This window comes from Mesorhizobium sp. NPDC059054 (assembly GCF_042739215.1).
GTDB lineage: Bacteria > Pseudomonadota > Alphaproteobacteria > Rhizobiales > Rhizobiaceae > Mesorhizobium.
The window spans coordinates 614,903-641,438 of the sequence record NZ_JBHYHV010000004.1 but is presented as its reverse complement, the minus strand read 5'-3'; the positions used below and the strand labels follow the sequence as shown (position 1 = coordinate 641,438).

At 62.9% G+C, this 26,536-nt stretch carries 29 protein-coding genes; 21 read left to right on the top strand and 8 right to left on the bottom strand.

The features are described from left to right. Positions 1-205 precede the first annotated feature (205 nt). Genes ffh through rpsP form a run of 3 tightly spaced genes read left to right on the top strand, consistent with a single transcriptional unit; the run spans position 206 to position 2,585 of the window. Positions 206-1,801, top strand: coding sequence for a signal recognition particle protein (gene ffh / locus ACFWXH_RS20360; protein ID WP_379123196.1), 1,596 nt, complete (start codon positions 206-208; stop codon positions 1,799-1,801). Positions 1,802-1,808: 7 nt separating this feature from the next. After that, positions 1,809-2,135, top strand: coding sequence for a chorismate mutase (locus ACFWXH_RS20355; protein WP_054310376.1), 327 nt, complete (start codon positions 1,809-1,811; stop codon positions 2,133-2,135). A 48-nt stretch (positions 2,136-2,183) separates the two neighbouring features. Next, positions 2,184-2,585 (top strand): 30S ribosomal protein S16, encoded by a 402-nt coding sequence (rpsP, locus tag ACFWXH_RS20350; protein WP_054310375.1) that lies wholly within the window; start codon positions 2,184-2,186, stop codon positions 2,583-2,585. Positions 2,586-2,637: 52 nt separating this feature from the next. On the opposite strand, the gene ACFWXH_RS20345 is transcribed toward rpsP, so the two are convergent. After that, entirely contained in the window at positions 2,638-3,048 is a 411-nt protein-coding gene (locus tag ACFWXH_RS20345) for a cupin domain-containing protein (protein ID WP_379123195.1), read from the bottom strand. 99 nt (positions 3,049-3,147) lie between these two features. Between ACFWXH_RS20345 and ACFWXH_RS20340 the strand changes: the two genes are divergently transcribed. Then, on the top strand, positions 3,148-4,041 hold the full coding sequence (locus ACFWXH_RS20340) for a LysR family transcriptional regulator (RefSeq protein ID WP_379123194.1): 894 nt from the start codon (positions 3,148-3,150) through the stop codon (positions 4,039-4,041). Between the two features lie 222 nt (positions 4,042-4,263). Continuing rightward, a complete protein-coding gene (locus ACFWXH_RS20335) occupies positions 4,264-6,789 on the top strand; it encodes a putative bifunctional diguanylate cyclase/phosphodiesterase (protein WP_379123193.1) in 2,526 nt (841 codons plus the stop codon). 30 nt (positions 6,790-6,819) lie between these two features. On the opposite strand, the gene ACFWXH_RS20330 is transcribed toward ACFWXH_RS20335, so the two are convergent. The 3 genes from ACFWXH_RS20330 to ACFWXH_RS20320 all read right to left on the bottom strand — a co-directional run bounded on the left by ACFWXH_RS20330 (position 6,820) and on the right by ACFWXH_RS20320 (position 8,776). Next, positions 6,820-7,725: a bestrophin family protein gene (locus ACFWXH_RS20330; protein WP_054310370.1), complete on the bottom strand. Its 906-nt coding sequence runs from the start codon at positions 7,723-7,725 to the stop codon at positions 6,820-6,822. Between the two features lie 137 nt (positions 7,726-7,862). After that, on the bottom strand, positions 7,863-8,174 hold the full coding sequence (locus ACFWXH_RS20325; protein WP_152979822.1) for a YMGG-like glycine zipper-containing protein: 312 nt from the start codon (positions 8,172-8,174) through the stop codon (positions 7,863-7,865). A gap of 173 nt (positions 8,175-8,347) precedes the next feature. Continuing rightward, positions 8,348-8,776, bottom strand: coding sequence for a DoxX family protein (locus ACFWXH_RS20320; protein WP_379123192.1), 429 nt, complete (start codon positions 8,774-8,776; stop codon positions 8,348-8,350). A 133-nt stretch (positions 8,777-8,909) separates the two neighbouring features. Here ACFWXH_RS20320 and ACFWXH_RS20315 point away from each other — a divergent pair, with 133 nt between their 5' ends. The 3 genes from ACFWXH_RS20315 (at position 8,910) to ACFWXH_RS20305 (ending at position 11,919) form a co-directional block, all read left to right on the top strand. Further along, complete coding sequence (locus ACFWXH_RS20315) at positions 8,910-9,317, top strand: ACT domain-containing protein (RefSeq protein ID WP_054310368.1); 408 nt, start codon at positions 8,910-8,912, stop codon at positions 9,315-9,317. A gap of 66 nt (positions 9,318-9,383) precedes the next feature. Continuing rightward, positions 9,384-10,583, top strand: a complete 1,200-nt coding sequence (locus ACFWXH_RS20310; RefSeq protein ID WP_379123191.1) for a GGDEF domain-containing protein — start codon at positions 9,384-9,386, stop codon at positions 10,581-10,583. A gap of 112 nt (positions 10,584-10,695) precedes the next feature. Continuing rightward, on the top strand, positions 10,696-11,919 hold the full coding sequence (locus ACFWXH_RS20305; RefSeq protein WP_054310366.1) for a diguanylate cyclase: 1,224 nt from the start codon (positions 10,696-10,698) through the stop codon (positions 11,917-11,919). Here ACFWXH_RS20305 and ACFWXH_RS20300 read toward each other — a convergent pair. After that, positions 11,903-12,265, bottom strand: a complete 363-nt coding sequence (locus ACFWXH_RS20300) for a hypothetical protein (protein ID WP_054310365.1) — start codon at positions 12,263-12,265, stop codon at positions 11,903-11,905. The two genes, ACFWXH_RS20305 and ACFWXH_RS20300, sit on opposite strands and share 17 nt — an antisense overlap. Before the next feature lie 174 nt (positions 12,266-12,439). Between ACFWXH_RS20300 and ACFWXH_RS20295 the strand changes: the two genes are divergently transcribed. The 9 genes from ACFWXH_RS20295 (at position 12,440) to ACFWXH_RS20255 (ending at position 20,465) form a co-directional block, all read left to right on the top strand. Further along, positions 12,440-12,892 carry a hypothetical protein gene (locus tag ACFWXH_RS20295; protein ID WP_379123189.1) on the top strand — a complete coding sequence of 151 codons (453 nt, stop codon included), beginning with the start codon at positions 12,440-12,442 and terminating at the stop codon, positions 12,890-12,892. A 235-nt stretch (positions 12,893-13,127) separates the two neighbouring features. Further along, positions 13,128-13,532 (top strand): succinate dehydrogenase, cytochrome b556 subunit, encoded by a 405-nt coding sequence (gene sdhC, locus ACFWXH_RS20290; protein ID WP_379123187.1) that lies wholly within the window; start codon positions 13,128-13,130, stop codon positions 13,530-13,532. Positions 13,533-13,535: 3 nt separating this feature from the next. Next, complete coding sequence (sdhD, locus tag ACFWXH_RS20285) at positions 13,536-13,931, top strand: succinate dehydrogenase, hydrophobic membrane anchor protein (RefSeq protein ID WP_379123185.1); 396 nt, start codon at positions 13,536-13,538, stop codon at positions 13,929-13,931. A 4-nt stretch (positions 13,932-13,935) separates the two neighbouring features. After that, positions 13,936-15,774: a succinate dehydrogenase flavoprotein subunit gene (gene sdhA / locus ACFWXH_RS20280; protein WP_054310362.1), complete on the top strand. Its 1,839-nt coding sequence runs from the start codon at positions 13,936-13,938 to the stop codon at positions 15,772-15,774. Positions 15,775-15,776: 2 nt separating this feature from the next. Next, on the top strand, positions 15,777-16,217 hold the full coding sequence (locus ACFWXH_RS20275; protein WP_054310361.1) for a DUF3052 family protein: 441 nt from the start codon (positions 15,777-15,779) through the stop codon (positions 16,215-16,217). Next, positions 16,217-16,996, top strand: coding sequence for a succinate dehydrogenase iron-sulfur subunit (locus tag ACFWXH_RS20270; protein WP_379065363.1), 780 nt, complete (start codon positions 16,217-16,219; stop codon positions 16,994-16,996). Before ACFWXH_RS20275 ends, ACFWXH_RS20270 begins: the two co-directional genes overlap by 1 nt. 13 nt (positions 16,997-17,009) lie before the next feature. Continuing rightward, positions 17,010-17,651, top strand: coding sequence for a YceH family protein (locus ACFWXH_RS20265; RefSeq protein WP_379123183.1), 642 nt, complete (start codon positions 17,010-17,012; stop codon positions 17,649-17,651). Positions 17,652-17,653: 2 nt separating this feature from the next. Then, a complete protein-coding gene (locus ACFWXH_RS20260; protein WP_379123181.1) occupies positions 17,654-18,760 on the top strand; it encodes an NAD(P)-binding domain-containing protein in 1,107 nt (368 codons plus the stop codon). Positions 18,761-18,905: 145 nt separating this feature from the next. After that, positions 18,906-20,465 (top strand): MFS transporter, encoded by a 1,560-nt coding sequence (locus ACFWXH_RS20255; protein ID WP_379123179.1) that lies wholly within the window; start codon positions 18,906-18,908, stop codon positions 20,463-20,465. 100 nt (positions 20,466-20,565) lie between these two features. On the opposite strand, the gene ACFWXH_RS20250 is transcribed toward ACFWXH_RS20255, so the two are convergent. After that, entirely contained in the window at positions 20,566-20,991 is a 426-nt protein-coding gene (locus ACFWXH_RS20250) for an OsmC family protein (RefSeq protein WP_379123177.1), read from the bottom strand. Positions 20,992-21,175: 184 nt separating this feature from the next. Between ACFWXH_RS20250 and ACFWXH_RS20245 the strand changes: the two genes are divergently transcribed. Beyond that, the gene (locus tag ACFWXH_RS20245) at positions 21,176-21,532 is read left to right on the top strand and encodes a YciI family protein (protein ID WP_379123175.1); all 357 of its coding nucleotides are present in this window, start codon (positions 21,176-21,178) and stop codon (positions 21,530-21,532) included. Between the two features lie 12 nt (positions 21,533-21,544). Here the strand turns inward: ACFWXH_RS20245 and ACFWXH_RS20240 are convergent, their stop codons facing one another. Then, positions 21,545-22,027 carry a YbaK/EbsC family protein gene (locus ACFWXH_RS20240; RefSeq protein ID WP_379123173.1) on the bottom strand — a complete coding sequence of 161 codons (483 nt, stop codon included), beginning with the start codon at positions 22,025-22,027 and terminating at the stop codon, positions 21,545-21,547. Positions 22,028-22,138: 111 nt separating this feature from the next. Continuing rightward, positions 22,139-23,404 carry a ubiquinone biosynthesis hydroxylase gene (locus ACFWXH_RS20235; protein ID WP_379123171.1) on the bottom strand — a complete coding sequence of 422 codons (1,266 nt, stop codon included), beginning with the start codon at positions 23,402-23,404 and terminating at the stop codon, positions 22,139-22,141. 117 nt (positions 23,405-23,521) lie between these two features. Between ACFWXH_RS20235 and tesB the strand changes: the two genes are divergently transcribed. The 3 genes from tesB to ACFWXH_RS20220 all read left to right on the top strand — a co-directional run bounded on the left by tesB (position 23,522) and on the right by ACFWXH_RS20220 (position 26,311). After that, entirely contained in the window at positions 23,522-24,397 is an 876-nt protein-coding gene (gene tesB / locus ACFWXH_RS20230) for an acyl-CoA thioesterase II (RefSeq protein ID WP_379123169.1), read from the top strand. Positions 24,398-24,617: 220 nt separating this feature from the next. Beyond that, on the top strand, positions 24,618-24,956 hold the full coding sequence (locus ACFWXH_RS20225) for a P-II family nitrogen regulator (RefSeq protein WP_054310351.1): 339 nt from the start codon (positions 24,618-24,620) through the stop codon (positions 24,954-24,956). 29 nt (positions 24,957-24,985) lie between these two features. Next, on the top strand, positions 24,986-26,311 hold the full coding sequence (locus ACFWXH_RS20220; RefSeq protein WP_379123167.1) for an ammonium transporter: 1,326 nt from the start codon (positions 24,986-24,988) through the stop codon (positions 26,309-26,311). Positions 26,312-26,536: the final 225 nt, after the last annotated feature.

Below are 26,536 nucleotides of genomic sequence, written 5' to 3'. Positions count from 1 at the left end.
GCCGCCAACTTCCGCGACGATCATTCTCGCGAAAGCCGACCGGGGCGTGGCGAGCGCTGCAAGATGCGCGTCACATCGATCCCGGAGGCCAACACCCGGCAGCGCTGTGCGCCCCCGGGTGCTTTTTGGTTTTGGGCTTTGCTTGGATGATCGATACGGGCGTATTACCTCTCGGGTCTGACCATCCGGGATCGAAGGAAGAAGCATGTTCGAATCGCTACAAGAGCGACTTGGCTCAATTCTGAATGGCCTTACCGGCCGCGGCGCGCTGTCGGAAGCCGATGTTTCGGCCGCGCTGCGCGAAGTGCGTCGCGCGCTGCTCGAGGCCGACGTCGCACTGGAGGTCGTGCGCTCGTTCACCGACAAGGTGCGCGAGAAGGCAGTCGGTGCTGCGGTTCTGAAGGCGATCAAACCCGGCCAGATGGTCGTCAAGATCGTGCATGACGAACTGGTCGAGATGCTTGGTGCCGAGGGCGTTGCCATCGATCTCAACGCGCCGGCACCGGTCGTGATCATGATGGTCGGTCTGCAGGGCTCGGGTAAGACGACGACCAGTGCCAAGATCGCCAAGCGGATGACCGAGCGCCAGGGCAAGAAAGTGCTCATGGCTTCGCTCGATACGCGCCGTCCAGCCGCGCAGGAACAGCTGCGCCAGCTCGGCGAGCAGACCAAGGTGGCGACGCTGCCCATCATTGCCGGGCAGACGCCGGTCGACATCGCCAAGCGCGCCGTGCAGGCTGCCAAGCTCGGCGGCCATGATATCCTCATTCTCGACACCGCCGGCCGCACGCATATCGACGAGCCGCTGATGGTCGAGATGGCCGACATCAAGAAGGCTTCGTCCCCGCACGAAATCCTGCTGGTGGCCGACTCGCTGACCGGTCAGGATGCCGTCAACCTCGCCAAGAATTTCGACGACCGCGTCGGCATCACCGGTCTTGTCCTGACCCGCATGGATGGCGATGGCCGCGGTGGCGCGGCGCTGTCGATGCGCGCCGTCACCGGCAAGCCGATCAAGCTCATCGGCACCGGCGAGAAGATGGACGGGCTGGAAGAGTTCCACCCCAAGCGTATCGCCGACCGCATCCTCGGCATGGGCGATATCGTTTCGCTGGTCGAGAAGGCTGCCGAAACCATCGACGCGGAAAAGGCCGCGGCGATGGCCAAGAAGATGCAGTCCGGCAAGTTCGACCTGAACGACCTCGCCGACCAGCTTGGCCAGATGCAGAAAATGGGCGGCATGGGCGGCATCATGGGTCTGATGCCCGGCATGGGCAAGATGAAGGACCAGATGGCTGCTGCCGGCCTCGACGACAAGATGTTTGGCCGTCAGCTCGCGATCATCTCCTCGATGACCAAGGCCGAGCGTGCAAATCCGGACCTCCTGAAGCACAGCCGCAAGAAGCGTATCGCAGCGGGTTCCGGCACCGACGCCGCCGAGATCAACAAGCTCTTGAAGATGCATCGCGGCATGGCCGACATGATGAAGGCGATGGGCGGCAAGGGCAAAGGCGGTGGCATGATGCGCGGCCTGATGGGCGGGCTGGCTAACAAGATGGGCCTTGGCGGCATGATGCCCGGCATGGGCGGCATGCCCGATCTTTCCAAGATGGATCCCAAGCAGCTCGAAGCCCTGCAGAAGCAGGCTGAGGCTGCAGGGCTCGGCAAGGGGCTGCCGGGCGGAATGCCCGGAGGGCTTCCCGGCTTGGGTGGCGGCGGCCTGCCTGGTCTGCCAGGCGGCCTGAAGCTCCCTGGTCTCGGCGGCCCGGGTGGCTTGCCGGGGCTCGGCAAGAAGAAGTGAGGCGGCGATGAGCGACGAAAAAGCAATGGAAACCGCCCGAGGCCAACTCGCCGGCTATCGCGCTTCGATCGACAACATCGATGCCGCGCTCGTTCACATGCTGGCGGAGCGCTTTCGCTGCACCAAGGCGGTCGGTGTGCTGAAAGCCACGCATGGCTTGCCGCCTGCCGACCCGAAGCGTGAGACAGAGCAGATCGAGCGGCTGCGCCGGCTTGCCAAAGAAGCGCAACTCGATCCCGATTTCGCGGAAAAATTTCTGAACTTCGTCATCCGCGAAGTGATCCGCCATCACGAACAGATCGCCGCGGAAAACGGCGCAAGCAAAACCGGCTGAACCCGGCCGTAACCCGATCAACGAGAATCAGAGCTTTAGGAGAAAAAAATGGCACTGAAGATCAGACTGGCCCGCGCGGGCTCGAAGAAGCGTCCTTACTACCACATCGTCGTTGCCGACGCGCGCTCGCCGCGCGACGGCCGCTTCATTGAGGCTATCGGCGCCTGGAACCCGCTGCTGCCGAAGGATGGTGAGCGCATCAAGATCGATGCCGACCGCGCCAAGCATTGGCTGGGCAATGGCGCACAGCCGACCGACCGCGTGCTGCGCTTCTTCGACGAAGCCGGCATTGCCAAGCGCGAAGCCCGCAACAACCCGACCAAGGCCGAGCCGGGCAAGAAGGCACAGGAACGCGCCGCCCTGCTGAAGAAGGCCCAGGAAGATGCAGCCGCCGCTGTGGCTGCCGCTGCCGCGCCGACCGAAGCACCGGCCGAAGCCAGCGCCGAGTAAGATCTCCGCTACGGCGAAGAGACGGCGGGCCGAAAGGCCCGCCGTTTTGTGTTCAAGGGACAGGGTCGGCGAACGGTGTATCCGGTGTGCTGGCATAGAAGATCACCATCCGCGCAGGGGTATCGGCGCTGAGATTGCGGCCGATCATGGCGATGTGCGGCGGTTCGACGAAGACGTCGCCTGCCTTCAGGTCCACCGGTGCCCGGCCCTCGAGTTCAAGCGTGAACGTTCCTTCCAGCATGTAGACCGTCACGGGATGGCGGTGCCTATGATGAGGCGTGCGATCGCCTGGATCGAGCCTGGCCAGCAGGACCCGGATCTCCTGCGTCTCCTCCGTCGGCATGCCGGTCGCCGCCTCGCGGCACAAGACTGAGAGCTTGGCGGTGCCCGAGGGTTGTGCCGAGGTGGTGACGCCGACGGTCATGCCGGCGATGGCGTCACTGGTCGCCATGGTCTTGTGCATCGCTTCCTCCATCGTTCCTGGATGCAGGCTAATGCAGGGCCGGCCTTTGCGGCAGCCGCAAGCTTGCAGAGCCGTCGGGCAGAAGCGCATAACATCAGGATGTTCGACTGGAACGACTTGCGCTATCTGCTTGCTGTCGCACGCGAGGGCAGCACGCTGGCGGCCGCGCGAGTGCTGGGCGTCAACCAGTCCACCGTTCATCGGCGGCTTGTCGAACTGGAGCGACGCGTCGGTTTTGCGCTCGTGGTCCGCCATGCGACAGGTTACAGGCTTACCAGCCTTGGCGAAGCGCTGCTTCCGGCCGCTGAGCGCGTGGAGACGGAAATCTCGTTTCTCCAGAACCAGATCCGCGCCCATGGCGATGAACTTGTCGGGATCATTCGCTTGACCTGTCCCGAGCCGCTGGTATCGCGCCTCGTCGGATCGTCCTACCTCGATCTCTTCCACGAGGAATACCCGGGTCTGAAGATCGAATTCGTGATGAGCGACCGCTATCTCGACCTCGCAAAAGGCGAAGCGGATGTGGCGCTGCGTTCAGGGGAACCGGATGACGAAACGCTGATCGGCCGAAAGATCGCCGATTCGATATGGGCGGTTTACGCCAGCAAAAGCTATCTTCAGCATCACGGCCGGCCGGAACGGATCGACGATCTCGGCGATCACGCGCTCGTTGGCTTCGATGGAATGCTCATCAATCACCGGGCGGCGAAATGGCTGTCCGCCGTTGCACCCGGTGCCAGGATTACGGCGCGCAACAACAGCGTGCTCGGCGTGCTGCATGCCGTGAAATCGGGTGTCGGTATCGCGCCGCTGCCGACCACCATCGCGGACATGGAGGATGATCTGGTCCAGGTTCTCCCGCCGGTGCAAGACCTTGCGCGCGGCTGGTATCTCCTAACCCGGGCCGATCTGCGCCAGACGCCGCGCATCAGCAGTTTCTTCGATTTCACCTTCCGTCATCTGAACCTCATTCGGCCGATCCTGATGGGTTGAGCCTCTCCGAAGTATGACGGGTATATGACATCCGGCTTAAGCAAGAAGTAAGTAAGCGCCCGCTAACGTGCCTGCTATGGCGCGCGCTTCAAGGATGTTGTGCGGGCATGATGCCGTCACGCCGAGCCGGAACTTGTCCGGCATGTGCTGAAAATCGATGCGACTCCGCCTTGAAGCCCGGCGCATGCCGGGCCGTGGGGTGTTGCGGCAATGGCGGGCTGAATGATGTCGATTGCGGTACGGATCAAGGAACCGGATGAGCTTGCAAGGCAGCTAAAGCCGATCGAGCACAGTCCGGCAGGCCCGACGGATCGCGCCTTCCGGATCGACACGGAATTCGAAGATGTACGACTGATGTTGCGCCGCTGGCAGGCGGCTTGCATCGACGGCGTTTTGCCGCCTTACGAGGAACTTGCGCTGGGCAGCGTCGGTCGTTTTGCCGATGAACTGGCAGTGGTGCGGCTGGCGGAAGGCCGCGAGGGGTTCATCCTGCGCGCGGGATCACGCTTCCGTGGCCTGGCCGATATTGCGGAGGCCCCGGCCTCCCTTTCCACTCTGCCGTTTGCCGTTCGGCGTGCGGTGAACGACGCCATCGATCTCGCGCGCCTGGCCGCGCGCCCGTATCTGACGCTTTGCCGATCGATCATCGACGGCATGGTGTCGACCATGGAGGTTCTGGCGCTGCCGCTGTCCTGCCGCTGGCCGGGCGAGTACTTCCTGGTCTTCGCAAGGCCGCGCAAAAGCCAGGTCGATCTTGCCCGTCTGCTTATCAATTCGACCGACGAAGGCATCCTGGCGCTGAGCCCGCTGGAAGGTGTCGGCGCATCGCCGCGCGACTACCAGGTGCTCAGCATAAACAATGCCGCCGCGCGGATGCTCGGCGCGCCTGCCGAAGACATGCGGTTCCGCCTGTTGTCGGAGGTAAGTGCGGCGGAATGCCTGGCGCGCTTGCTCGACCGGCGTAACCGCGACCGCGCGCAAGGTGCTGCCGCGCCTTCGCTCGAACTCGAATACGATCTCGCCGGCGAAGTCATTTCCTTGCAGGTCGGTGTCGTCGAAACCGACGGTCTTCTTGCCGTGACGCTGACCGATGTGCGCGAAATCCGCAACCGCGAGGTGCTGTTCCGCTCGCTTTTCGACGACAATCCGGTGCCGATGTATGTGCGCCATATCGCAACCGGTGCCTTCCTCAACGTGAATGCCGCGGCACTTCACCTTTACGGACATGATCGCCCCGCGTTCCTCGCTTTGGACATTCGCAATCTCGAGCCGAATTCCGCTGCGCGTGTCGGTTCCTCCGGCGAGCGTTTCGCGCATCATCGAACGGCATCCGGAGCCGAGCTGGATGTCATCGAATACACGCGTGCGATAACGGTCGGCGGACAGGCGGCCACGCTGTCGACCATCGTTGACGTGACGGAGCGCAAGCGGGCGGAAGAGCGGATTTCTTTCCTCGCTCATCACGACCCGCTGACGGGTGTCGGCAACCGCACGACCTTTTCGCAGGAAATCGAGGAAGCCGTAGCCACGGCGGTTGCCGGTCACCAGCCATTCGCGCTCGTCCTGATCGACCTCGATGACTTCAAGGCCGTCAACGACACTCTGGGGCATGCCGCCGGGGATTCGCTGCTGATCGAAACCGCCGACCGGATCCGCCGGCTGCTGCGTCGGACGGATCTCGTCGCGCGTCTCGGTGGCGATGAATTCGCCGTGCTGCTGCGCGGCGCGCTGAGCCGGGACGACGTGCAACTGCTGGCCGGGCGGATCATCCAGGCCATTTCCCAGCCGCATGGCTATGAAGGACACAAGCTTTCCATCGGTGCCAGTCTCGGAGCCGCCATTGCGCCGGTCGATGCGCGCGATGCCGGCACGCTGCTGAAATGTGCCGACCTGGCGCTCTATCGCTCGAAGCGTGAAGGCAAAGGAACGTTCCATTTCTTCGAACCGGAGATGGATGCCGAAATGCGGGAGCGCAGGGAACTGGAGCTGGAACTCCGTTCTGCCGACTTCGACCGCGAGCTGGAATTGCACTACCAGCCGATCATTTCCCTGCGCAGCGGCGGCTTGCGGGGTTTCGAGGCGCTGGTGCGCTGGCGAAATCCACGGCGGGGAATGGTATCTCCAGCGGAATTCATCCCATTGGCCGAAGAGACCGGCATGATCGATGCCATCGGCCGCTGGGTGCTCGAGGAAGCCTGCCGGCGTGCGGCTTGTTGGCCGCAGGATCTCATCATCGCGGTGAATGCGTCCGCGGTTCAATTTCGCCAGGGCCGCTTCGCCGAGACGGTCGGCAAGGCGATCGCTGCATCCGGTCTCGACCCTTCGCGCCTGGAGATCGAAATCACTGAATCCGTGCTGCTGGCCGATACCGGCGCCAATCTCGCCTTGCTGCAACGGCTGAAAGATGTCGGCGTGCGTGTCGCGCTGGACGATTTCGGCACCGGGTATTCCAGCATGAGCTATCTCAGGCGCTTCCCGTTCAGCCGGCTGAAGATCGACCGCTCCTTCATCCGCGACATTGGCTCCAGTCGCGAGTCCATGGCGATCGTGCGGGCCATCATCGGGCTGGGCGCCAATCTTGGCATCGACACCACAGCCGAGGGGGTCGAGACAGGCGCGCAGCTTGAATTGCTCAAGCAAGAGCGCTGCGGCGAGATCCAGGGTTTCCTGTTCAGTCCGCCGGTCGACAGCGTTGGCGCCCTGCGCATCATCGACAGCTATCGCGGCGGCGAGAGCAAGGTCGCCTAGCACCTGAAAGAGGCGATCCCGCGCGGACCCCTACGAGTAGAAGAAGTTCTCGGCCTCCAGCATCGGCGGAGCCGGTTCGCCGAGCGCTTCGAACACCGACACTTCGCAGACCCGGCAAAGCGCGTCCAGCGCAAGGTCGTTGGCCTCCGTGCCGAACGGGTCTTCCAATTCTTCCGACAACGCGTCGAGCCCGAAAAAAGTATAGGCGATCAGCGCTGTGAACAGCGGCGTCACCCAGCCGGCGGTGGTGGCCAGGCCGAACGGCAAGAGCAGGCAGACGATGTAGGCTGTCCTGTGCAGGAGCAAGGTATAGGCGAAGGGCAGCGGCGTGCCGGCTATGCGTTCGCAACCGGCTTGCATGGCGGCAATCGCCGACAGACGCTCGTCGAGAATACGGTAGCCGATGCTGTCGATCGCGCCGCTTTCACGCAAGGCCGCCACCCGCCTGCCCATGCGCCGCACCAATTCGTCCGGCCGATTGGCGACGGCGGTGAGGCTGTCGGCAGCCTCGCCGATGAAAGGACGGGCGTCGGCGGCGCTATCGATCCGGCGCACCTGCCCGCGCAACAGGTGGCAGAAGGCCAGCACGTCCATCAGCAGTGAACGTTGTTCTTCCCGCGGTGAAATCAGGCCGGTGGTGGCACGGGCGAGATTGCGGACATCATAAACCAGCTGTCCCCACAGCTTGCGCGCTTCCCACCAGCGATCATAGGCGGCGTTGTTGCGGAAGCCGAGATAGATCGACAGCGTCACCCCAAGCAGGCCGAAAGGGGCGATGGTGAAGCCGCTGAGTTCAATGTCGAAATATTGCACCAGCGCCACCATGGCAGCCGCATAGGCGGCAAAGCCGATGATCTGCGGCAGAATCCGCGGCACGATCGAACCGCGCATGATGAAGAAGAGCTGCCAGAGCCCCGGTTTCGGCCGCACGATCATGAGAAGGCCCACCCTTGGAAAGCGTCCGTCTCAGCGGACTGGCTGGGCATAGAATGGGAAGCGACAACTGGCAACAGACGGCCGCGACACGATCCGTCGCGACCGCCGCTTCAGGTGCTGTTTTTGCAATCGCCGCGTCAGTAGCCGGGGCGGTCGCGATAGTCGGGATCGCCGTTGTAGTAGCGGCCGCCGCGATCCGGACAACGGTCAACGAAGACGCGTCCATAACGGTCACGGTAGCGGCATTTGCCACGTTCGCTGGCATTGCCGATCAAGGCGCCGGCCACGGTGCCGACAGCGCCGCCGATAACGGCGCCCTCGACCGGATTGCCCGCAACGGCAGCACCCACTGCCGCACCACCCAGTCCGCCGATCGCAGCGCCCTTTTCCGTCTGCGAGCAGGCGGCGAGGGGCAGCAATACCGCTGCCAGGATCAAGACGTTCTTCATGATCGTTCCTTTCGAGAGCGATATGCCGCCCGCCTGGCCCCAACGCTTCAGCACTCGATTCGATCCAAAGGATGGTACCCTTGGAGCGTTTCCGCCTTCGACGGAAACGCTCCAACTCTTTGTGTTGCGCAATTCCGGACGCAAAACCGCTGCACACTTTTGCTGAAATTGCTTTAGCCGGAGAACGGCAACAGTGCGCGCAGCCGTGGATTGCGCAGCCACAGCCCGCCCCACAGAAGCAGGCCGAGATAGATGCCGAAAAATGTATGCGAGAAAAGCGGATTGCCGATCCTGACCTGGGTGGCGATTGCGCCGCCGAAATAGGCCGTGAGCAGGATAGCGCCCAGAAAAGACGTGCGTGGCAGAGCGTAGAGCGCGGTGGAGATCAGGCCGATAATGCCGAGCAGGCGCGCCGTGCCGACATCAGTCGGCCAACCAAGCTCGGCCATCGTCTGAGTGACGATGTCTAGCGGCGGCAATTTGATGACGCCGTCGAAGATCATGAACAGGATGATCACGCCGCTCATGATGCGGCCAGTCCACAAGGCGCGAGCTGAGATGGTTTCGGCGCCGGGCGTGTTGATCTGCGAAATATCAGACATGGTTGTTCCCTCCGGTTGTTCGCAGCCTGGATTTGTCAGCGACTGGCTGCGAAGTTGTCTTCAAGACGAATGGAAAGGCATCCGCCCGACATCGGGCCGCAAATTTTGCCGACGAACCGCCTTGTGAGGAACCATGAGTGGTGAGACCGACTTGAAGATGCTGCTCGGTTCGATGCGGCCAGACCTGCAGCCGGACACCTATGTGTTCGTCACGCTTCCTCTCGATCAGAGCTTGCCGGACGGCGTCCCGCCGCTGATGGTGTTCGGTGAGAAAGAGGGCTGGACCTGCATCGTGGGCGAAGAGGCCGCTGGCCGAGCCGGGCTTTCGGGTACTTTCCCCTGCCGCATGATCACGCTTTCAATCCACTCGTCCCTGGAAGCCGTGGGCTTTCTTGCCGCGGTGCTGCCGCGTCTTGCTGCGGCCGGCATGGGCGTCAATCCGGTGTCAGGCTTCTACCACGACCATCTGTTCGTGCCGGCCGATCGTGCCGAGGACGCAATGCGGATCCTTGAGGAAGTGGCCTCGGCGCACAGGAGCTAACAGCGGGGTTGCCACTTAACGCGTTGTTTGTCCCTTCGCGCTATCATGCAAGAGGGACATTCGGGCGTGGCGGTGAGTCAGCACCTTTTCATTTCTCTTCTCAACCCGGTGCTGTCGATGGTCCTGTCGACGGCATTTTTCGTGTTGTGGTCCTTTCGACGCGAGAACCGCTACGTGCTGCAGCTGTGCGTCTGCTACCTCGCGGTGGCGATTGGCTTCACGTTGCAATCCTTCGATCTCGGCGCCGGTCTGGCCGTATCGAAAGTGACGTCCAATCTTTTGTTCTTCGGAGCTCTTCTGCTGCTCGTGGCGGCTGTCACGACCCGTCAGGGCGTGCGCATTCCCTGGGCGGCGTCGCTTGTCTGCGTAGTTGCGGGCATGGGCGGCTTTCTCTGGTTCTTCTTCGTGCATCCGTACTTTCCGGGGCGGGTGTTTTCCGTGAATTACGGATTGGGCGCTCTCTGCATCGTCGCCATGATGCGGCTGCGCCAATCCAGCCGCCGCTCGGTGATCGACCGCATGATCATCCTGGTCGCCGGCCTCAGGGCTGCGGACTTTTTCATTCGTCCGCTGCTGGTTGCGCTGCTGAGCGGGGCGGATGCCGCCCGCCCGCCATACATAACCTCGCCTTATTGGCTGACCACCAGCCTTTCGGTCATGGTCTTCTCATTGCTGATCGCGCTCACTTTGCTGACTGCCGTCGCGCTCGATACCATCAAGGAACTGCAGGCCGAGTCCGAGACCGACGCACTATCGAAATTGCTCAACCGTCGCGGCTTCGAACAAAAAGCCGCTTCAGTGCTGGAGCGCAGCGCGCAAACGGGTGCACCCGTGACATTGGTGATGGCTGATCTGGATCATTTCAAGTCGGTCAACGACCGTTTCGGGCATGCCGTCGGGGACCAGGTCATCGTCGATTTCGCCGCACGACTCCAGGCGGCAGGTTCGCGCGCGGTTGTCGGCCGTATCGGTGGCGAGGAATTCGCGGTGTTGATGCCGTCGACCGATCTTGTTGCCGGGCGTCTCTTCGCCGAAGCGGTGCGCGAAGCCTTTTGTTCCGAAACGATCGAAGGTGTGCCGCCTGGCGTCAAGCTGACCGCCAGTTTCGGCGTCGCCGGCCGCTTCGGGGGCGAGGCGCTCGCACCCCTGATGCTGCGTGCCGACGAGGCACTTTACAAGGCCAAGCAGAACGGACGTGACAGCGTCCGCATATCGTTCCAGAGGCAGCCGATGGCTGCATTCGTGGAAATCCCTGCTGCAAGCTGAGATCGGGACAGCTGCCGTTCGGTTAACCTGTTCTTCGTTTCGAAGCGATACGATCGTCTCTTGCTAAGATCATTAAGTCGGTGCGACCGAGGCTACGGATAGATTTGTCGCGATGAGCGGTGCGAACTTCATCCTGGCGATCAACCTTTTCGTCGCTGGCCTGCTGGCAGCGGCCTTCATGACCGTTGCCGCCTATGACACGCGCCGTGTCGCGGCACGCTGGCTGGCTCTGGGTTATGCCGTCGGCATGGCCTATTTTGTCGTCGAATTCTCCATCCCCGCCTTCAACTATGCGACGCCGCCGGTGGTGGCGGCCTTTGCGGTGTTTCTTGCGGCGACACTCATCTTCAACGTCGGGCTGGCCCATAAATACGGTCTAACGCCGCCCTGGCGGTTCATGGCCGCGTTTCTGGTGGCCACTTCGGTGATCGTCTATTTCGTGCAGGACCTGCCCAGGCACTCCTTTCCCCGCATGATGGCGTACCAGCTTCCCTATGCGGCAGCACAGCTCATCGGCCTCTGGATCGTCTGGTCGTCCCGGCAGCGGCGCGAGAATCTTGATGTCATCCTGATGGTGGTTCTCGCGGCGAGTGCGCTGCAATTTGCATCGAAGCCGCTGATCGCCCACGCGCTGGGCGGCTGGGGCGCCGATCCGCAGGCCTATCTGCAGACGAACTATGCGATGGTCTCCCAGTCATTGGGGACCGTATTTGCAATTGCCATCGCATTGCTGCTTCTGGTCATCCTGGTGCGCGACGTGCTCGCCGAAGCCACCTCGAAATCGGAAACCGATACCCTTTCGGGTCTGCTCAATCGTGGCGGCTTCAAGCGGCATGCCGAAATTGCGTTGCGCGAAGTCGGCCGTCAGGGCTTGCCGGTGTCGCTCGTCATTGCCGATCTCGATCACTTCAAACGGGTCAACGACAATTTCGGCCATGCCTGCGGCGACCGTGTCATCGAAACCTTCTCCGGTTTCCTGCGCGATGCGGCGGGCCCGAGCCACCTTGCCGCCCGCCTCGGCGGCGAGGAATTCGCCGTGATGCTGCCGGGCACCAATCTTGCTGCGGCGCGGCTGTTCGCGGAAGGCGCTCGCAGCGCCTTCGGCGCGCTGCCGATCAAGGGATTGCCGCTGTCCTATCGTTGCACGGCGAGTTTTGGTGTCGCAGAGCTGCGATCCGGGGAAACCCTCTCCGAATTGATGCGCAGGGCAGACGAGGCGCTCTATGGTGCGAAGAAGGGCGGCCGCGACCAGGTGCGTGTCGCTTCAGGGCCGATCGCCATCGTTGCGAAACCCAACGGCAAGCCGTTGGGCAATGGCTTCAACGGCAGGGACTGATCTCCGGCATTTCGCCGTCGGCAAGGCCATACATATAGGAGCGGCCTTTCACGAAAGCCGGCGGGCGATAGCAGTCGCGCTCGTCGGCATAGTCGCCGCTTCGCTCCAGATGGAGAACCCTGGGTTGGCCGGCACTTGTGTAGTCCGCCATCTTCCTGGCCATGGCACCTTCGCCGACCAAAATGCGCTTATAGCCGGAGGCGCTGTCGATCACGAGGTTGCCAAAGGAATCGGCGTAAGCATGGTCTTGCTCGCCTGACCATGCCAAGGCAGGAGCCGCGTGGCCGAACGCCAGGACGGCGAGGGCGACGCCGCTGACGGCATTGCGGGCAGAATTCCAAAACATGGCGCTCCTCCATCCAAAATGAGGGCTGCCTCCTCGAATCGCAGAATTAACCTTTTCTTAACCTTTGTTAAGGGGGTGGGTCGGTGGCAGAGGGCGACTTTGCTTAACATGGTTAACATCGCGGCTTGATCGGCCGGGACGATCGCGACTAGGTTGGCGCACTGGAGGATTCGCATGGCGCTACGCCGAATGTCCCGGGCGACGCCCACCTCGAAGCGTTTCCGCTTTTCGCGGAAACACGGAAACACTGAAACGCTGCGCACTTTTGCTGGAATTGCTCCCGTAGTGCTTTTGGCGCTTTCAGCCTGTGTTTCACAGGGCAAGCCTGGCCAGAACACCGCTGCTGCTGGCGCACCAGATTCGCAAACCGCGGCCACGTTGATCGAAAAGGACACGCCTCAACCGCGCACGGCAACTTACAATTGTGCCGACGGCGGCCGGATAACCGTCGAGAACATCGGCAACGCGATCCGCGTTGTCGGTTCGGATGGCGTCAACGAGGAAATGCCCGCCGCGCCGGCCGGCCAGAACAGCCGATTCGGCATTGACCATGACGCAATCGTGATCGACGGCCGAGAGGCGCTGGTCATGAAAGCCAACACCACTCCAGTCGCCTGCAAGCGCTGACCCTTTCGGGCAGCATCCGATAAGCCAGTCAGGTAGTGGCATTCGCAGTCGCGAGGAAGTTCAATCGTTTAAAGGCGACAGCATCGCTATTCGTCAGACTAAATGACTTTTCCGAAACGATTTTCTGGCTTTGACGCGGTGCAAAAAGCGTTTTAGAACGCCGCTGTCCATAGTCGCATTCCGAAGCGTCGGTGCCGCGTTTGCATCGCCGTGACGGGTGCCGAACGGGGAAGCCATGAGCCACTCACCAGCCACCCGCGACAGACCGCTTTCGCCGCATCTCACGATCTACCGGCCGGCGATCACCATGACGATGTCGATCGTGCACCGCATCACCGGCGGCGCACTGTATTTCGGCACGTTGCTGGTCGCCTGGTGGCTGACGGCGGCGGCCGGTCCGCAGTCCTATTTCGATTTCGTCAATGGCATCTTCGGCTCATGGTTCGGCCGGCTGGTGCTGTTCGGCTACACCTGGGCGTTGATGCACCACATGCTCGGCGGTATTCGCCATCTGGTGTGGGACACCGGCGCGGGGCTGGAAAAACACACCGCCTCGAAGATCGCCTGGGCGACGGTGGTCGGCTCGGTCATCCTGACGATCCTGATCTGGGTTGTCGGCTATATGGTTCGGGGAGGCTGAACGATGAGCGCAAACAAATCCGACATGCGTACGCCGCTCGGCAAGGTGCGCGGCCTCGGCTCCGCCCGCGAGGGCACCATGCATTTCTGGCGTCAACGGTTGACGGCGATCGCGAACATCCCGCTGCTGCTCTTCTTCGTTGGCTTCCTCATCGCGAACAACGGCGCACCTTACGAAGATGTTCGTGCCGCGCTGGCCAACCCGCTGGTGGCGCTGGTGATGGTCCTGGTGCTGATTTCCGGGCTCTATCACATGCGCCTCGGCATGCAGGTCATCATCGAGGATTATGTCCACGGCGAAGGCAACAAGCTCGCGCTTCTGATCCTCAACACCTTTTTCACGATAGCGGTTGGCGTGGTTTCGATCTTCGCCCTGCTCAAGCTGGCATTCGGAGGCTGACGCTTTGGCCAAGGACGCGAAAAGCGGCAGCACGGCTTCCGCCTATACTTACGTAGACCACAAGTTCGACGTGGTGATCGTCGGTGCCGGCGGCGCCGGCCTGCGCGCAACGCTCGGCATGGCCGAGCAGGGCCTGCGCACGGCCTGCATCACCAAGGTCTTCCCAACCCGCTCGCATACCGTGGCAGCGCAGGGCGGCATCGCCGCTTCGCTGCAGAACATGGGTCCCGACAGCTGGCAGTGGCACCTCTACGACACCGTCAAGGGTTCCGACTGGCTCGGCGACGTCGATGCCATGGAATACATGGTGCGCGAGGCTCCTGCCGCGGTCTACGAACTCGAGCACTACGGCGTGCCGTTCTCGCGCACTGAAGAGGGCAAGATCTATCAGCGTCCGTTCGGCGGCCACATGATGAATTACGGCGACGGTCCGCCCGTGCAGCGTACCTGCGCTGCGGCCGATCGCACCGGCCACGCCATCCTGCATACGCTCTACGGCCAGTCGCTGAAGAACAACGCGCAGTTCTTCATTGAATATTTTGCGCTCGACCTGATCATGGACGATGACGGCACCTGCACCGGTGTCGTTGCCTGGAATCTCGACGACGGCACCATCCATCGCTTCTCGGCCAAGATGGTCGTGCTGGCGACCGGTGGTTACGGCCGCGCCTACCTCTCGGCAACCTCGGCTCATACCTGTACCGGCGACGGCGGTGGCATGGCGGTACGCGCCGGCCTGCCGTTGCAGGACATGGAGTTCGTGCAGTTCCATCCGACCGGCATCTACGGCGCCGGCTGCCTGATCACCGAAGGCGCACGCGGCGAAGGTGGCTATCTGGTCAATTCGGAAGGCGAGCGCTTCATGGAGCGTTACGCGCCATCGGCCAAGGACCTTGCCTCGCGCGACGTCGTCTCGCGTTGCATGACGCTGGAAATCCGCGAGGGTCGCGGCGTCGGCAAGCAGAAGGACCACATCTTCCTGCATCTCGACCATCTCGACCCGGCCGTTCTTCACGAGCGCCTGCCCGGCATTTCGGAATCGGCGAAGATCTTTGCCGGCGTCGACGTGACGCGCGAGCCGATCCCCGTGCTGCCGACGGTGCACTACAATATGGGCGGCGTGCCGACCAACTACTGGGGCGAGGTGCTGAACCCGACCGCGAAGAGCCCGGATCGCGTATCGCCCGGTCTGATGGCGGTGGGTGAGGCCGGTTGCGCCTCGGTGCATGGCGCCAACCGCCTCGGTTCCAACTCCTTGATCGACCTGGTGGTGTTCGGCCGCGCTGCGGCAATCCGCGCCGGTCAGGTGGTGGATCGTACCTCCTCGGTGCCTGCGGCCAATCCGCGTTCGCTGGAAAAGATCATGGATCGCTTCGATCGGCTGCGCCACGCCAATGGTGGCACGCCGACGGCGGTGCTGCGCGACAAGATGCAGCGCGCCATGCAGGAAGATGCCGCCGTGTTCCGTACGCAGGAGTCGCTGGAGCAGGGCTGCAGGCGCGTCTCCGAGATCTGGAAAGAGAAGAAGGACGTCAAGGTCTTCGACCGTTCGATGATCTGGAACTCGGACCTGGTCGAGACGTTGGAGCTGGAAAACCTGATGGCGAACGCCATCGCCACAGTCTATGGCGCCGAGGCGCGCAAGGAGAGCCGTGGTGCCCACGCGCGCGAGGACTTCTCGGCGCGTGACGATGCCAACTGGCGCAAGCATACGCTGGCGAAGGTCAGCGAGGACGGCAAGGTGACGCTGACCTATCGCGGCGTGCACACCGAGACCACGCTGCCGATGGACAAGGGCGGAATCGATCCGGCCAAGATCGCGCCCAAGGCGCGGGTGTACTGACGATGGGTGCGGCGCTGGCCACGGCTGGCTATTCCGGTACGCCGCTTGCGGCGAAACTGGGGTTGAAGGACGGCATGCATGCCGCCTTCCTGGCCTTGCCGGAACAGTTGGCGGGGCTCAGCGAAGCAGTCCGCTTTGCCACGGTGGAGCATTTCACCGCCTGGGCAGACGTCGACGCCGATGCAAGCTGCGATGTGGTGCACGCTTTCACCGACCGACGCAACGAGGTCGAGGGTTCGCTCGGTCAGCTGCAGGCGGCGATCAAACGGGACGGTATGATCTGGGTGTCGTGGCCGAAAAAGGCATCCAAAGTGCCGACCGATGTGACCGAGGACGTGATACGCGCCGAAGCGCTCAAGCTCGACCTGGTCGACGTCAAGGTCGCGGCAATCGATGAAATCTGGTCCGGGCTGAAGCTCGTCATCCGAAAGGACCGCAGGTAATGGTCGAACTCGCACTGCCCAAGAATTCGCAGGTCAAGCCGGGCAAGACCTGGCCGAAGCCGGAAGGCGCCACGAACCTGCGCGAGTATCGCATCTACCGGTGGTCGCCGGATGACGATGAAAATCCGCGCATCGACACCTATTTCGTCGACATGGACGATTGCGGGCCGATGGTTCTGGATGCGCTGCTCTACATCAAGAACAAGATCGATCCGACGCTGACGCTGCGCCGTTCCTGCCGCGAAGGCATCTGCGGTTCCTGCGCCATGAACATCGACGGCTCCAACACCTTGGCCTGCACCAAGGGTTGCGACGACATTTCCGGCGCCGTGAAGGTCTATCCGCTGCCGCATATGCCGGTGGTGAAGGACCTGGTTCCGGATCTCACCAATTTCTATGCCCAGCATCGTTCGATCGAGCCCTGGCTGAAGACGGTCTCTCCGGAGCCGGCCAAGGAATGGCTGCAGAGCCATGAGGACCGCCAGAAGCTTGACGGCCTCTACGAGTGCATCCTGTGCGCCTGCTGCTCGACCTCATGCCCGAGCTACTGGTGGAACGGCGATCGCTACCTCGGCCCGGCCACGCTGCTTCAGGCCTACCGCTGGCTGATCGACTCCAGAGACGAAGCAACGGGCGAGCGCCTGGACAACCTCGAAGATCCGTTCCGGCTCTATCGCTGCCACACCATCATGAACTGCGCGCAGACCTGCCCGAAGGGTCTCAACCCTGCCAAGGCGATCGCCGAGATCAAGAAGATGATGGTGGAGCGCCGCGTCTGAGGCGACAGCGCATATGACAGCAGAAGATCTTCCCCATCTCACCCCAGCCGAGGCTCGTGTCCTCGGCTGCCTGATCGAGAAGAAGGAGCTCACGCCCGACGTCTATCCGATGACGTCGAACGCGCTGGTGGCTGCCGCCAACCAGAAGACCTCGCGCGATCCGGTGATGGCGTTGGAGATGGTCGAGATCATGCGCACCCTCAGCACCTTGCAAGCCAAGGGCCTGGTGCGCCAGCAATTCGCGTCGCGCGTCGAGCGCTACGAACATCTGATGGCGCAGAAATTCTCGCTGACCCGCAACCAGAGCGCGCTGATCGGCCTGCTTCTGCTGCGTGGCCCGCAGACCGTCTATGAATTGCAGGCTCGTGCCGAGCGCATGGCCAATTTCGCCGATGCGGATGCCGTGCGCGGCGAGCTCGACATGCTAATCGGTCGCAGGCCGCCTTTGGTCAAGGAAATCGGCCGTGCACCCGGCCAGCGCGAGGACCGTTTCGCGCATCTGCTTTCGGGCGACGTCGAAGTCAGCACGGTGGTCGCGACAAGTCGCGCGCCAAGCGTTGCGTCGTCCGCCGTCTCGGAGCTCGAGGAGCGCGTCCGGCTTCTGGAAGAGGAAGTGGCGGCCCTCAAGGCGCGGCTCGATGCCGTAGGCGCATAAGCGTGGCCGAGCCGCAGGCCGACGCTTCGACAAACCTACTCTTCAAGGTCGACATCGTCGTCATCGGTGCGGGGCAGGCCGGGCTGTCCTCGGCCTATCATCTCGGCAGGCTGGGCCTGGCTGTCGGGCGGCAATTCCTCGTGCTGGACAGCAACCCGACGCCCGGCGGCGCCTGGCAGCATCGTTGGCCCTCGCTGACGCTCAGCACCGTCAACCGGGTGCACGATCTGCCGGGTATGCAGTTCTCCGAAGCCGTTGACACCGGCGACGGAGCGGTCAAGGCTTCGGTCGCGGTGCCCGAATATTTCGCCAGCTACGAGCGCAAGTTCAACCTGCCGGTCTACCGGCCTGTCACGGCCAAGGTCGTCTGCGACCGGTCCGGACGGTTGCGGATCGAGACCAGCCGAGAGACGTTTTCGGCGCGGGGCATCATCAACGCAACGGGAACATGGGAAAATCCGGTCATTCCCGTCTATCCCGGTTCAGAATTGTTCGAAGGGCAGCAGCTGCACACGCACGACTATCGCGGCGCCGACGCCTTCGTGGGGAAGCATGTCGTCGTGGTTGGCGGCGGTATTTCAGCGTTGCAGCATCTCGACGAAATTTCGCAGGTGACCAGCACGAGCTGGGTCACCCGCCGCGAACCACAATTCCGGAAAGAGCCCTTCACGGTGGAGGATGGTCGCGCCGCTGTCGCGGCGGTCGAAGACCGGGTCCGGCGCGGGCTGGTTCCCGGTTCGGTGGTCTCGGTCACCGGAGTCTCGCTGACGCCGGCCTTGCGCGCCGCCCAGGATCGTGGCGTGCTGAGGCGTCTGCCGATGTTCAGCGAGATCACGAAAGATGGCGTTCGATGGCCCGATGGTTCCGAGCAGAGGGCAGATGTCATCCTATGGGCAACGGGTTTTCGCAGCTCGCTCGATCACCTCGCTCCACTGCAACTGCGTGAAGACAATGGCGGCATCATCATGGGAGGCCGGCTGGCAACGCAGGTCGAGAAGGATCCGCGTGTCCATCTGGTCGGCTATGGCCCTTCGGCCTCCACCATAGGCGCCAATCGCGCCGGAGGTGCCGCGGCGCGCGAGCTGGCAACCTACCTTGGTTTGATCTGACGGCGTCCTCGCCGTTCCCGCGATGCCGGGGCGCTGGCGAGATGTGTCAGCAACGATGGTGCCGTGCTCTTGAACCGGCCGTCGGCGTTTCCTCTATATGAGGCTTGGCAAATACACGCCGGCATGGCTGGCGATGGAGGGGTAAGTGCCGAGCCACTCGGAGAAGGCGACACGCCGCGAATGGATCGGGCTGGTGGCACTCGCGCTGCCTTGCCTGCTCTACACGATGGACCTGACGGTACTCAATCTGGCGGTGCCGCATCTGGTCGCCGATCTGAAGCCCAGTGCCGTGCAACTGCTCTGGATCGTCGATATCTACGGTTTTCTGATCGCCGGTTCGCTTATCACCATGGGCACGCTCGGCGACCGTATCGGCCGCCGCAAGGTGCTGCTAGCCGGTGCCGTTCTGTTCGGTATCGCTTCGGTGATCGCCGCATTTTCCACCTCGGCCGAAATGCTGATCGCTGCGCGAGCGCTTCTCGGCGTTGCCGGTGCCACCCTGGCCCCGTCGACGCTTTCGCTGATCCGCAACATGTTCCATGACGCAGGCGAGCGCACCTTTGCCATCTCGATCTGGGCAACCAGCTATTCGGTGGGCGCCGCCATCGGCCCGCTGCTCGGCGGCGTGCTGCTCGAATATTTCTGGTGGGGTTCGGTGTTCCTGCTGGCTGTCCCGGTGATGGTGCTGCTTCTCATCGTCGGGCCGATCCTTTTGCCCGAATATCGCGACCCCAGCGCCGGGCGGCTCGATGTCACCAGCGCCGTTCTTTCGCTGGTGGCGGTGCTGGCCATGGTCTACGGCCTGAAACAGATCGCTTCGGATGGTGTCGCCTGGCTCCCCGTCGCGACGATCCTTGCCGGTCTCGCCGTCGGTGCGGCGTTCGTGGTGCGGCAGCGGCGCCTGGCCGATCCCCTGCTCGATCTCAGCCTGTTCCGGTCACGTCCGTTCAGTGCGGCCCTTATCGTCAACGTCATCGCCTGTTTCGTCGCCTTCGGGCCTTTCGTCTTCATCGCGCAATACTTGCAGTTGGTCATCGGCCTGACGCCCTTGAAGGCGGGTCTCTGGACGCTGCCCTCATCGGTCGGCTTTGTGGTTTCCTCGATGATGACGTCCTGGGTCGTCGCGCACATTCCGGCACCGCGTGTCATTGCTGGCGGGTTGGCATTGGCAGCGCTTGCCTTCCTGCTGCTCACCCAGGTCGGCAATGGTCATCCGTTGGGAATGATCGTTGCGGCAACGATCGTCATGTCGCTGGGGCTCGGTCTCGTCTTCACGCTGACCACAGATCTGATCGTGGGTGCGGCGCCGCCAGAACGTGCCGGCGCTGCCGGTGCGCTTTCGGAAACGGGCGCCGAGTTTGGCGGTGTGCTGGGCATCGCTGTCCTGGGCAGCATCGGCATGGCGATCTATCGCGGCGCGATGGCGGGCGGTGTGCCAGCCGGCGTGCCGGAGGAAGCCGCTCACACGGCACGCGATACGCTGGGCGGAGCGGTCGCGGTTGCGCCGCAACTGCCAAACGGACTTGCCGACGCGCTGCTGGTGGTGGCGCGCGATGCCTTCACCAGCGGCTTCGAGCTGATCGCAACGATCTCGACGGTGCTGACCGTCGTTGCAGCAATCGTCATGCTGCTTATGTTCCGCAAGGACGGGCCGACCAAGCCATCCGACGAGCCGCAGTCGGCCGCCTTGCAAAAGGCCGCGTAGCCCAGCGCATCGTGCTTCAAAGTGTTAGGGCGTCCTTTTGCGCGTCCGAATGGACGCGCGGCGCTCTAAAGTGGCAACGCGGTCAAATGCCCCGTCCTGATCAAGCGAGCTTCGCGTCCAGGGCGATCTTGATGGCGCCAAGCGCGCGCGAAACCGGGCACTCGGCCTTGGCCTTGGCGGCGAGTTCCTGGAACTTGGCGTCGTCGATGCCGGGAACATCCCCCACCAGCGTGATGTTGCTCTCGGTGATGCCGGTGCCGGGGATGAGTTTCACCGCCGCCGTCGCCTCCAGCTTCGCGGCTGGTGTGCCGTTTTCAGCCAGAAAATGTGAAAGCTGCATGGCGTAGCAGCCGGCATGGGCGGCCGCGATCAGTTCTTCCGGATTGGTGCCGGATTTGCCGCTTTCGTCCTCGAAACGCATCTTGAACGAATAGGGCGTGCCCTTGAGTGCGCCGCTCTGGGTGTCGATCGTGCCGCCCCCTTCCTTCAGGTTGCCTTTCCAAACGGCTGTCGCGGTGCGATCCATGGTCTTTCTCCTGCTGGGATTGAGAGACAACTATAGCGCCGTCACCTGACAAGACCACAACATCATCGACGATGTTGAGCGGAGCTGAAAATCGCTGCGTGGAAATGTCGGCTTCGTTGAGGCTGGGCCGTCCTGCGGTCGACGCCATATCGGCGCGCATGAACACCGCAATAGGAGATGAACGATGAAATATCTCTGTCTGGTCTACCATGAGGAAGCAGTACTGCGGGCATTGTCTGCCGCGGACGCCAGGAAACTCGATGCCGACTCGCTTGCCTACGACAAGGTCCTGGAGAACAGCGGTCACCTGATTGCAGCCGAGGCTTTGCAGTCGGTGAAGACGGCGAAAGTGGTACGCAAGCGCAAGGGCAGGATATTGGTCACCGACGGCCCGTTTGCAGAAACCAAGGAGCAACTGCTCGGTTTCATCCTGATCGAGGCGGAGGATCTCGAAAAGGCGCTGGCGCTTGCTGCCGACATCCCGCTGGCAGAGATGGGCATGATCGAGGTGCGAGCGATCTACGACATTCCGCAACCGTAGCGCGGCAGCCGGTCAGTCCTGAACTGCAGGCGCCGGCGCCTGGCAGACATCGACCCATTCGGCGGAGACAAGCGCTGCCATGCGTTCGGGCGCAAGCCGCACGGCGGCGTTGGTGGCGCCGGCCGCAGGGACCACTTCGTCGAAGGCTTTCAGCGAAACATCGCAATAGACCGGCAATGGAGCGGGCAGGCCGAAGGGACACACACCGCCGATCGGATGGCTGGTCAAGGCAACGACCTCTTCAGCCTCCAGCATGCGCGCCTTGCCGCCGAAATGGTCCTTGAACTTGCGGTTGTCGAGCCGTGCCGTGCCGGCTGCGACCACCAGCATCGCCGTATCGCCGACCCTCAGGCAGATCGTCTTGGCGATCTGGTCGGGCGCCACGCCATGCGCTTCGGCGGCAAGCGCCACCGTTGCCGAACTGGTTTCGGTGACGATGACTTCAATGTCTGGGGCTTTGGCGGCGAAGAAGGCGCGGACGGATTCGAGGCTCATATCCGGACCATAGGGGTGGCTCGCTGGGCAGGCAACCGGCCGTGGTCTCCGGTCCGGTCCGCCAGTCTCGATATCGATTGGTCCTGGAGGGACCACGCACTCTGGACGACCCTAGATGGCCTCGCCCTTCAGCAGGCGGGGCGTCCCATTTGCCAGGCCCGATGCCTGGCGGATGAAGAAATCCTTCAGGCGGGGCATGCGTTCGACCAGACCGAGGCCGATATCGCGAACGGCACGCAGCGGCGCGATATCGTTGGAGAACAGCCGGTTCAACACATCGGTGGTGACGCCCATCTGCATCGTGTCGAAACGGCGCCATTGCTGGTAGCGTTCAAGCACATCGAGCGCGCCGATGTCCTGGCCGAGCCGATCTGCCTCGACGATCACCTCCGCCAGGGCGGCAACGTCCTTGAACCCGAGATTGAGACCTTGCCCGGCGATCGGGTGGATGCCATGGGCTGCATCGCCCGCCAGCGCAAGGCGCGGCGCCACGAAGGCGCGGGCAAGCGTCAGCCCCAGCGGCCATGCGCGCGGCTTGTCCATCGCGCGGATCTCGCCGAGCTTCAGGCCGAAGCGCTGCTCCAGCTCCATTTCGAAGACGAGGTCGTCGCCTTCGACGAGCTTGTTGGCATCCTCGGTGCGTTCCACCCAAACGATCGAGGAGCGATTGGTGCCATCCTTGTCGGGCTTCAGCGGCAAGGTGGCGAAAGGTCCAGCGGGCAGGAAATGCTCTTCGGCACGGCCATTATGCGGCCGTTCATGCGCCACGGTGCAGACGATGCCGGACTGGCCGTATTCCCATCGCACGGTCTTGATGCCGGCCATGTCGCGCAGTCTGGAATTGACACCGTCGCATGCGACCAGCAGGCGGGCGCGCAAGGTCGCGCCGTCCGCCAGATGAATGGTCATGCCGGTGGTGTTGGTGTCGAAGGACTGGACGGCCACGCCTTCGATCAGATCGACGTCCAGGCGCTCGGCCTGGCGGCGCAGCGCACCGTTGAGGTCACGGTTGGCAACCATGTGCGCGAAGGGTTCGCCGGGAGCGACTTCGCCATCGAAGGTCAGGAAGGTGGGGCGCACCGGATCGGCGGTGCGCGAATCGGTGATGATCATCTCGGTGATCGCCTGCGCCTGCGAGGCGATCTCCGCCCAGACACCAAGCTGGTCGAGCATGCGGCAGGCCGCTGCCGCGATAGCCGAGGCGCGGCCATCCTTCTGCCATACACCGGCGGGAGCGGCATCGACAACGGCGATACGCAAGCTGGGGCGCGCCTGCTTGAGCGAGACAGCGGTCGCGAGACCGACATAGCCGGCGCCGGCAATCAGCACGTCGAGCCGTGTGCTTTCCTGCGTTTCCCGCTCTTGTTTCGTCGCCATGCCAGCCACCTTTCCCGCCCGGTCCTCAGGATCCTGCTCCAGACCATGCCCGCTTTATGCCTTGACTGCCCGTCGCTGCTGTCCGAAACCGCACCGACAATTGCGAGGAACGGACGCATGACGCAAGCCATGAACGAGCTTCTTGGCATTCTCGACCTGGAGAAGCTGGAAGACAACCTGTTCCGAGGTCGCAGCCCCCAGACCGACTGGCAGCGCGTTTTCGGCGGCCAGACCATCGCGCAGGCACTGGTTGCCGCACAACGCACCGTGGAGCCGGATCGGCATGTACATTCGCTGCATGGCTATTTCATGCGGCCAGGCGACACCAAGTTGCCGATCATCTACGAGGTCGATCGTATCCGCGACGGTTCTTCCTTCACCACGCGTCGCGTGATGGCGGTCCAGCATGGCCACGCCATTTTTTCTCTCGAAGCTTCATTCCATCTCGATGAGGGCGGGCTCGAGCACCAAATTCCCATGCCGCTCGACGTTCCCGAACCCGACACGCTGCTGACGCAGCGCGACCTGCTGGAAAAATTCGGCGAAGCCGTGCCGGAAGGCATCAAACTCTACTGGCAGCGCGAGAGGCCGATCGAGATGCGGCCGATCATGCTCAAACATTATACGAGCCGGGAGCGGCTGGAGCCGAACCAGAACATCTGGATCCGCACCACGGGGCCGGTGCCGAACGACCGCGCGCTACGGGCCGCCGTTCTGGCTTATCTGTCGGACATGACGCTGCTCGACACCTCGACCTTCGCGCATGGCCGCGCGATCTTCGACCGCGATATCCAGGCGGCCAGCCTGGATCACTCGATGTGGTTCCATCGCAGCCATCCCTTCGACGACTGGATGCTCTACACGCAGGACAGTCCCTCCACGCAAGGCGCGCGCGGTTTCACACGCGGCTCGCTGTTTGCCCGCGACGGCACGCTCATCGCTTCTGTGGCGCAGGAAGGACTGATCCGTCTCAAACGATCGCCTGCGAAATAGGCAATCCTTTAATTTTGCCTATTCAATAGGCGTTTTGTGAACGCGCTTTGCGTGGCCGATTTGGCCAACACGTCTCTTATCCATTTATTTTCAGACGCTTAGAGATTCGTTTCGGCATTTGGCACGGAGCTTGAATTGGCATGGGCACTCGCCGGCCCGTGTTGAGGCCGGTGATGTCGCGTGGAACGCGGGGACCGTAACGAACAAAGGGCGAATCCTGATGAAGATCGTGATGGCCATCATCAAGCCGTTCAAACTCGATGAGGTGCGCGAAGCGCTCACCGCCGTCGGCATCCAGGGTCTGACCGTCACCGAAGTCAAAGGCTACGGGCGTCAGAAGGGGCATACCGAAATCTATCGTGGAGCGGAGTACGCCGTTTCCTTCCTTCCCAAGATCAAGATCGAAGTCGCTGTCGCAGCCGACCTCGTCGACAAGGCCGTCGAGGCGATCGCCAACGCGGCCAAGACCGGCCAGATTGGTGACGGCAAGGTCTTCGTCTTCGGCATCGACCAGGCCGTGCGCATCCGCACCGGCGAAACAGACACCGACGCGCTGTGAGCGGGTCACGCATCGTTATGGAGAGATCGATGAACAATCTTCCTGCCTTGAAAAGGGCGGTCGCGCCGCTGGCGGCTCTGGCTGGCCTGCTCGCAACGACTGTGGCCTATGCGCAAGAAGCGACACCGGCTGCAGCCCCAGCCCCCGTGCTCGACACTGGCAACACCGCCTGGATGCTGACCTCGACGGCATTGGTGCTGATGATGACCATTCCAGGGCTCGCCCTGTTCTATGCCGGCATGGTGCGCAAGAAGAACCTGCTCGCGACCGTCATGCAGAGCTTTGCCGTCTGCTGTCTGGTCACCGTGCTGTGGTTCGTAGCCGGCTATTCGCTGGCATTCTCGGACGGCGGTTCTCTCAATGCCTATGTCGGTGGCTTGTCCAAGGCGCTGCACCAGGGCATCACGGTCTCGTCCCTGTGGGCGCCGGGCGTGGCGAACATCCCGGAATTCGTTTTCTCGATGTTCCAGATGACCTTTGCCATCATCACGCCGGCGCTGATTGCCGGCGCCTTTGCCGAACGCATGAAATTCTCGGCGCTGCTGCTGTTCAGCGGGCTGTGGCTGCTGATCGTCTATGCACCGATCGCGCACTGGGTCTGGGGCGGCGGCTTCCTCGCCTCGGCCGGCGTGCTCGACTTCGCTGGCGGCACGGTGGTGCACATCAATGCCGGTGTCGCCGGCCTGGTCTGCGCGCTGGTGCTCGGCAAACGCGAAGGTTACGGCACCGTCAACATGGCGCCCTATAACCTCGTCTACGCGGTGATCGGTGCTTCGCTGCTGTGGGTCGGCTGGTTCGGCTTCAACGCCGGTTCCGAACTCGCCGCCGACGGTCTTGCCGGTGCCGCCATGATGAACACGCAGGTCGCGGCCGCCGCTGCCGGTCTCGCCTGGATGTTCACCGAATGGCTGATCGCCAAGAAGCCGTCGGTGCTCGGCATCATCTCGGGCGCCGTCGCCGGCCTTGTCGCCGTGACGCCGGCCTCCGGTTTCGTCAACCCGACGGGCGCCTTCGTCATCGGTATCGCCTCCGGCATCATCTGCTACTTCGCCGCCGTCAAGCTCAAGCATGCCTTCGGTTACGACGACTCGCTCGATGCCTTTGGCGTGCATGGCGTCGGCGGCATCGTCGGTGCGCTGCTCACCGGCGTCTTCGCCGATCCCGCCATCAATGCGCTCGGCAAGGACGCCACGGTGCTCAAGCAGCTCTACGGCATCGTCTTCACCATCATCTGGACCGCAGTCGCCAGCTTCGTGATCCTCTATGTGGTCAAGGCGCTGGTCGGCCTGCGTCCGAGCAAGCAGGAGGAAATCGAGGGGCTGGACGTCACCTTGCACGGCGAGGTGATCCAGTAGGTCGCATCTGTCTGCGGGATTACCCGTTTCGAAGGAAGATCCCGTCGTGAGCCGCTGCGAACGCGGTCACGCCACCTGGGCCCGGAGCGATCCGGGCCCCTTTTTTCAGATTGTCGATGTCTTCAAACATCACACGCCTTCCGCATAGTTAATGCCGCCTTAACCATCGCCTCGATAGTCTGGGTTTCGAATCTGCCGGACTGCGTCCCGCATCCGGCTCAGGCA

Bases quoted from the DNA above. Each gene is read 5' to 3' on its own strand.
- ACFWXH_RS20340 (WP_379123194.1), top strand. From the start codon at position 3,148: ATGTTCGACTGGAACGACTTGCGCTATCTGCTTGCTGTCGCACGCGAG.
- ACFWXH_RS20220 (WP_379123167.1), top strand. From the start codon at position 24,986: ATGAACAATCTTCCTGCCTTGAAAAGGGCGGTCGCGCCGCTGGCGGCT.
- sdhC (WP_379123187.1), top strand. From the start codon at position 13,128: ATGAGCCACTCACCAGCCACCCGCGACAGACCGCTTTCGCCGCATCTC.
- ACFWXH_RS20270 (WP_379065363.1), top strand. From the start codon at position 16,217: ATGGTCGAACTCGCACTGCCCAAGAATTCGCAGGTCAAGCCGGGCAAG.
- ACFWXH_RS20345 (WP_379123195.1), bottom strand. From the start codon at position 3,048: ATGCACAAGACCATGGCGACCAGTGACGCCATCGCCGGCATGACCGTC.
- sdhD (WP_379123185.1), top strand. From the start codon at position 13,536: ATGAGCGCAAACAAATCCGACATGCGTACGCCGCTCGGCAAGGTGCGC.
- ACFWXH_RS20275 (WP_054310361.1), top strand. From the start codon at position 15,777: ATGGGTGCGGCGCTGGCCACGGCTGGCTATTCCGGTACGCCGCTTGCG.
- rpsP (WP_054310375.1), top strand. From the start codon at position 2,184: ATGGCACTGAAGATCAGACTGGCCCGCGCGGGCTCGAAGAAGCGTCCT.
- ACFWXH_RS20355 (WP_054310376.1), top strand. From the start codon at position 1,809: ATGAGCGACGAAAAAGCAATGGAAACCGCCCGAGGCCAACTCGCCGGC.
- ACFWXH_RS20265 (WP_379123183.1), top strand. From the start codon at position 17,010: ATGACAGCAGAAGATCTTCCCCATCTCACCCCAGCCGAGGCTCGTGTC.
- ACFWXH_RS20300 (WP_054310365.1), bottom strand. From the start codon at position 12,265: ATGTTTTGGAATTCTGCCCGCAATGCCGTCAGCGGCGTCGCCCTCGCC.
- ACFWXH_RS20245 (WP_379123175.1), top strand. From the start codon at position 21,176: ATGAAATATCTCTGTCTGGTCTACCATGAGGAAGCAGTACTGCGGGCA.
- ACFWXH_RS20315 (WP_054310368.1), top strand. From the start codon at position 8,910: ATGAGTGGTGAGACCGACTTGAAGATGCTGCTCGGTTCGATGCGGCCA.
- ACFWXH_RS20250 (WP_379123177.1), bottom strand. From the start codon at position 20,991: ATGGATCGCACCGCGACAGCCGTTTGGAAAGGCAACCTGAAGGAAGGG.
- ACFWXH_RS20295 (WP_379123189.1), top strand. From the start codon at position 12,440: ATGGCGCTACGCCGAATGTCCCGGGCGACGCCCACCTCGAAGCGTTTC.
- ACFWXH_RS20330 (WP_054310370.1), bottom strand. From the start codon at position 7,725: ATGATCGTGCGGCCGAAACCGGGGCTCTGGCAGCTCTTCTTCATCATG.
- tesB (WP_379123169.1), top strand. From the start codon at position 23,522: ATGACGCAAGCCATGAACGAGCTTCTTGGCATTCTCGACCTGGAGAAG.
- ACFWXH_RS20235 (WP_379123171.1), bottom strand. From the start codon at position 23,404: ATGGCGACGAAACAAGAGCGGGAAACGCAGGAAAGCACACGGCTCGAC.
- ACFWXH_RS20240 (WP_379123173.1), bottom strand. From the start codon at position 22,027: ATGAGCCTCGAATCCGTCCGCGCCTTCTTCGCCGCCAAAGCCCCAGAC.
- ffh (WP_379123196.1), top strand. From the start codon at position 206: ATGTTCGAATCGCTACAAGAGCGACTTGGCTCAATTCTGAATGGCCTT.
- ACFWXH_RS20325 (WP_152979822.1), bottom strand. From the start codon at position 8,174: ATGAAGAACGTCTTGATCCTGGCAGCGGTATTGCTGCCCCTCGCCGCC.
- ACFWXH_RS20320 (WP_379123192.1), bottom strand. From the start codon at position 8,776: ATGTCTGATATTTCGCAGATCAACACGCCCGGCGCCGAAACCATCTCA.
- ACFWXH_RS20305 (WP_054310366.1), top strand. From the start codon at position 10,696: ATGAGCGGTGCGAACTTCATCCTGGCGATCAACCTTTTCGTCGCTGGC.
- ACFWXH_RS20335 (WP_379123193.1), top strand. From the start codon at position 4,264: ATGATGTCGATTGCGGTACGGATCAAGGAACCGGATGAGCTTGCAAGG.
- ACFWXH_RS20225 (WP_054310351.1), top strand. From the start codon at position 24,618: ATGAAGATCGTGATGGCCATCATCAAGCCGTTCAAACTCGATGAGGTG.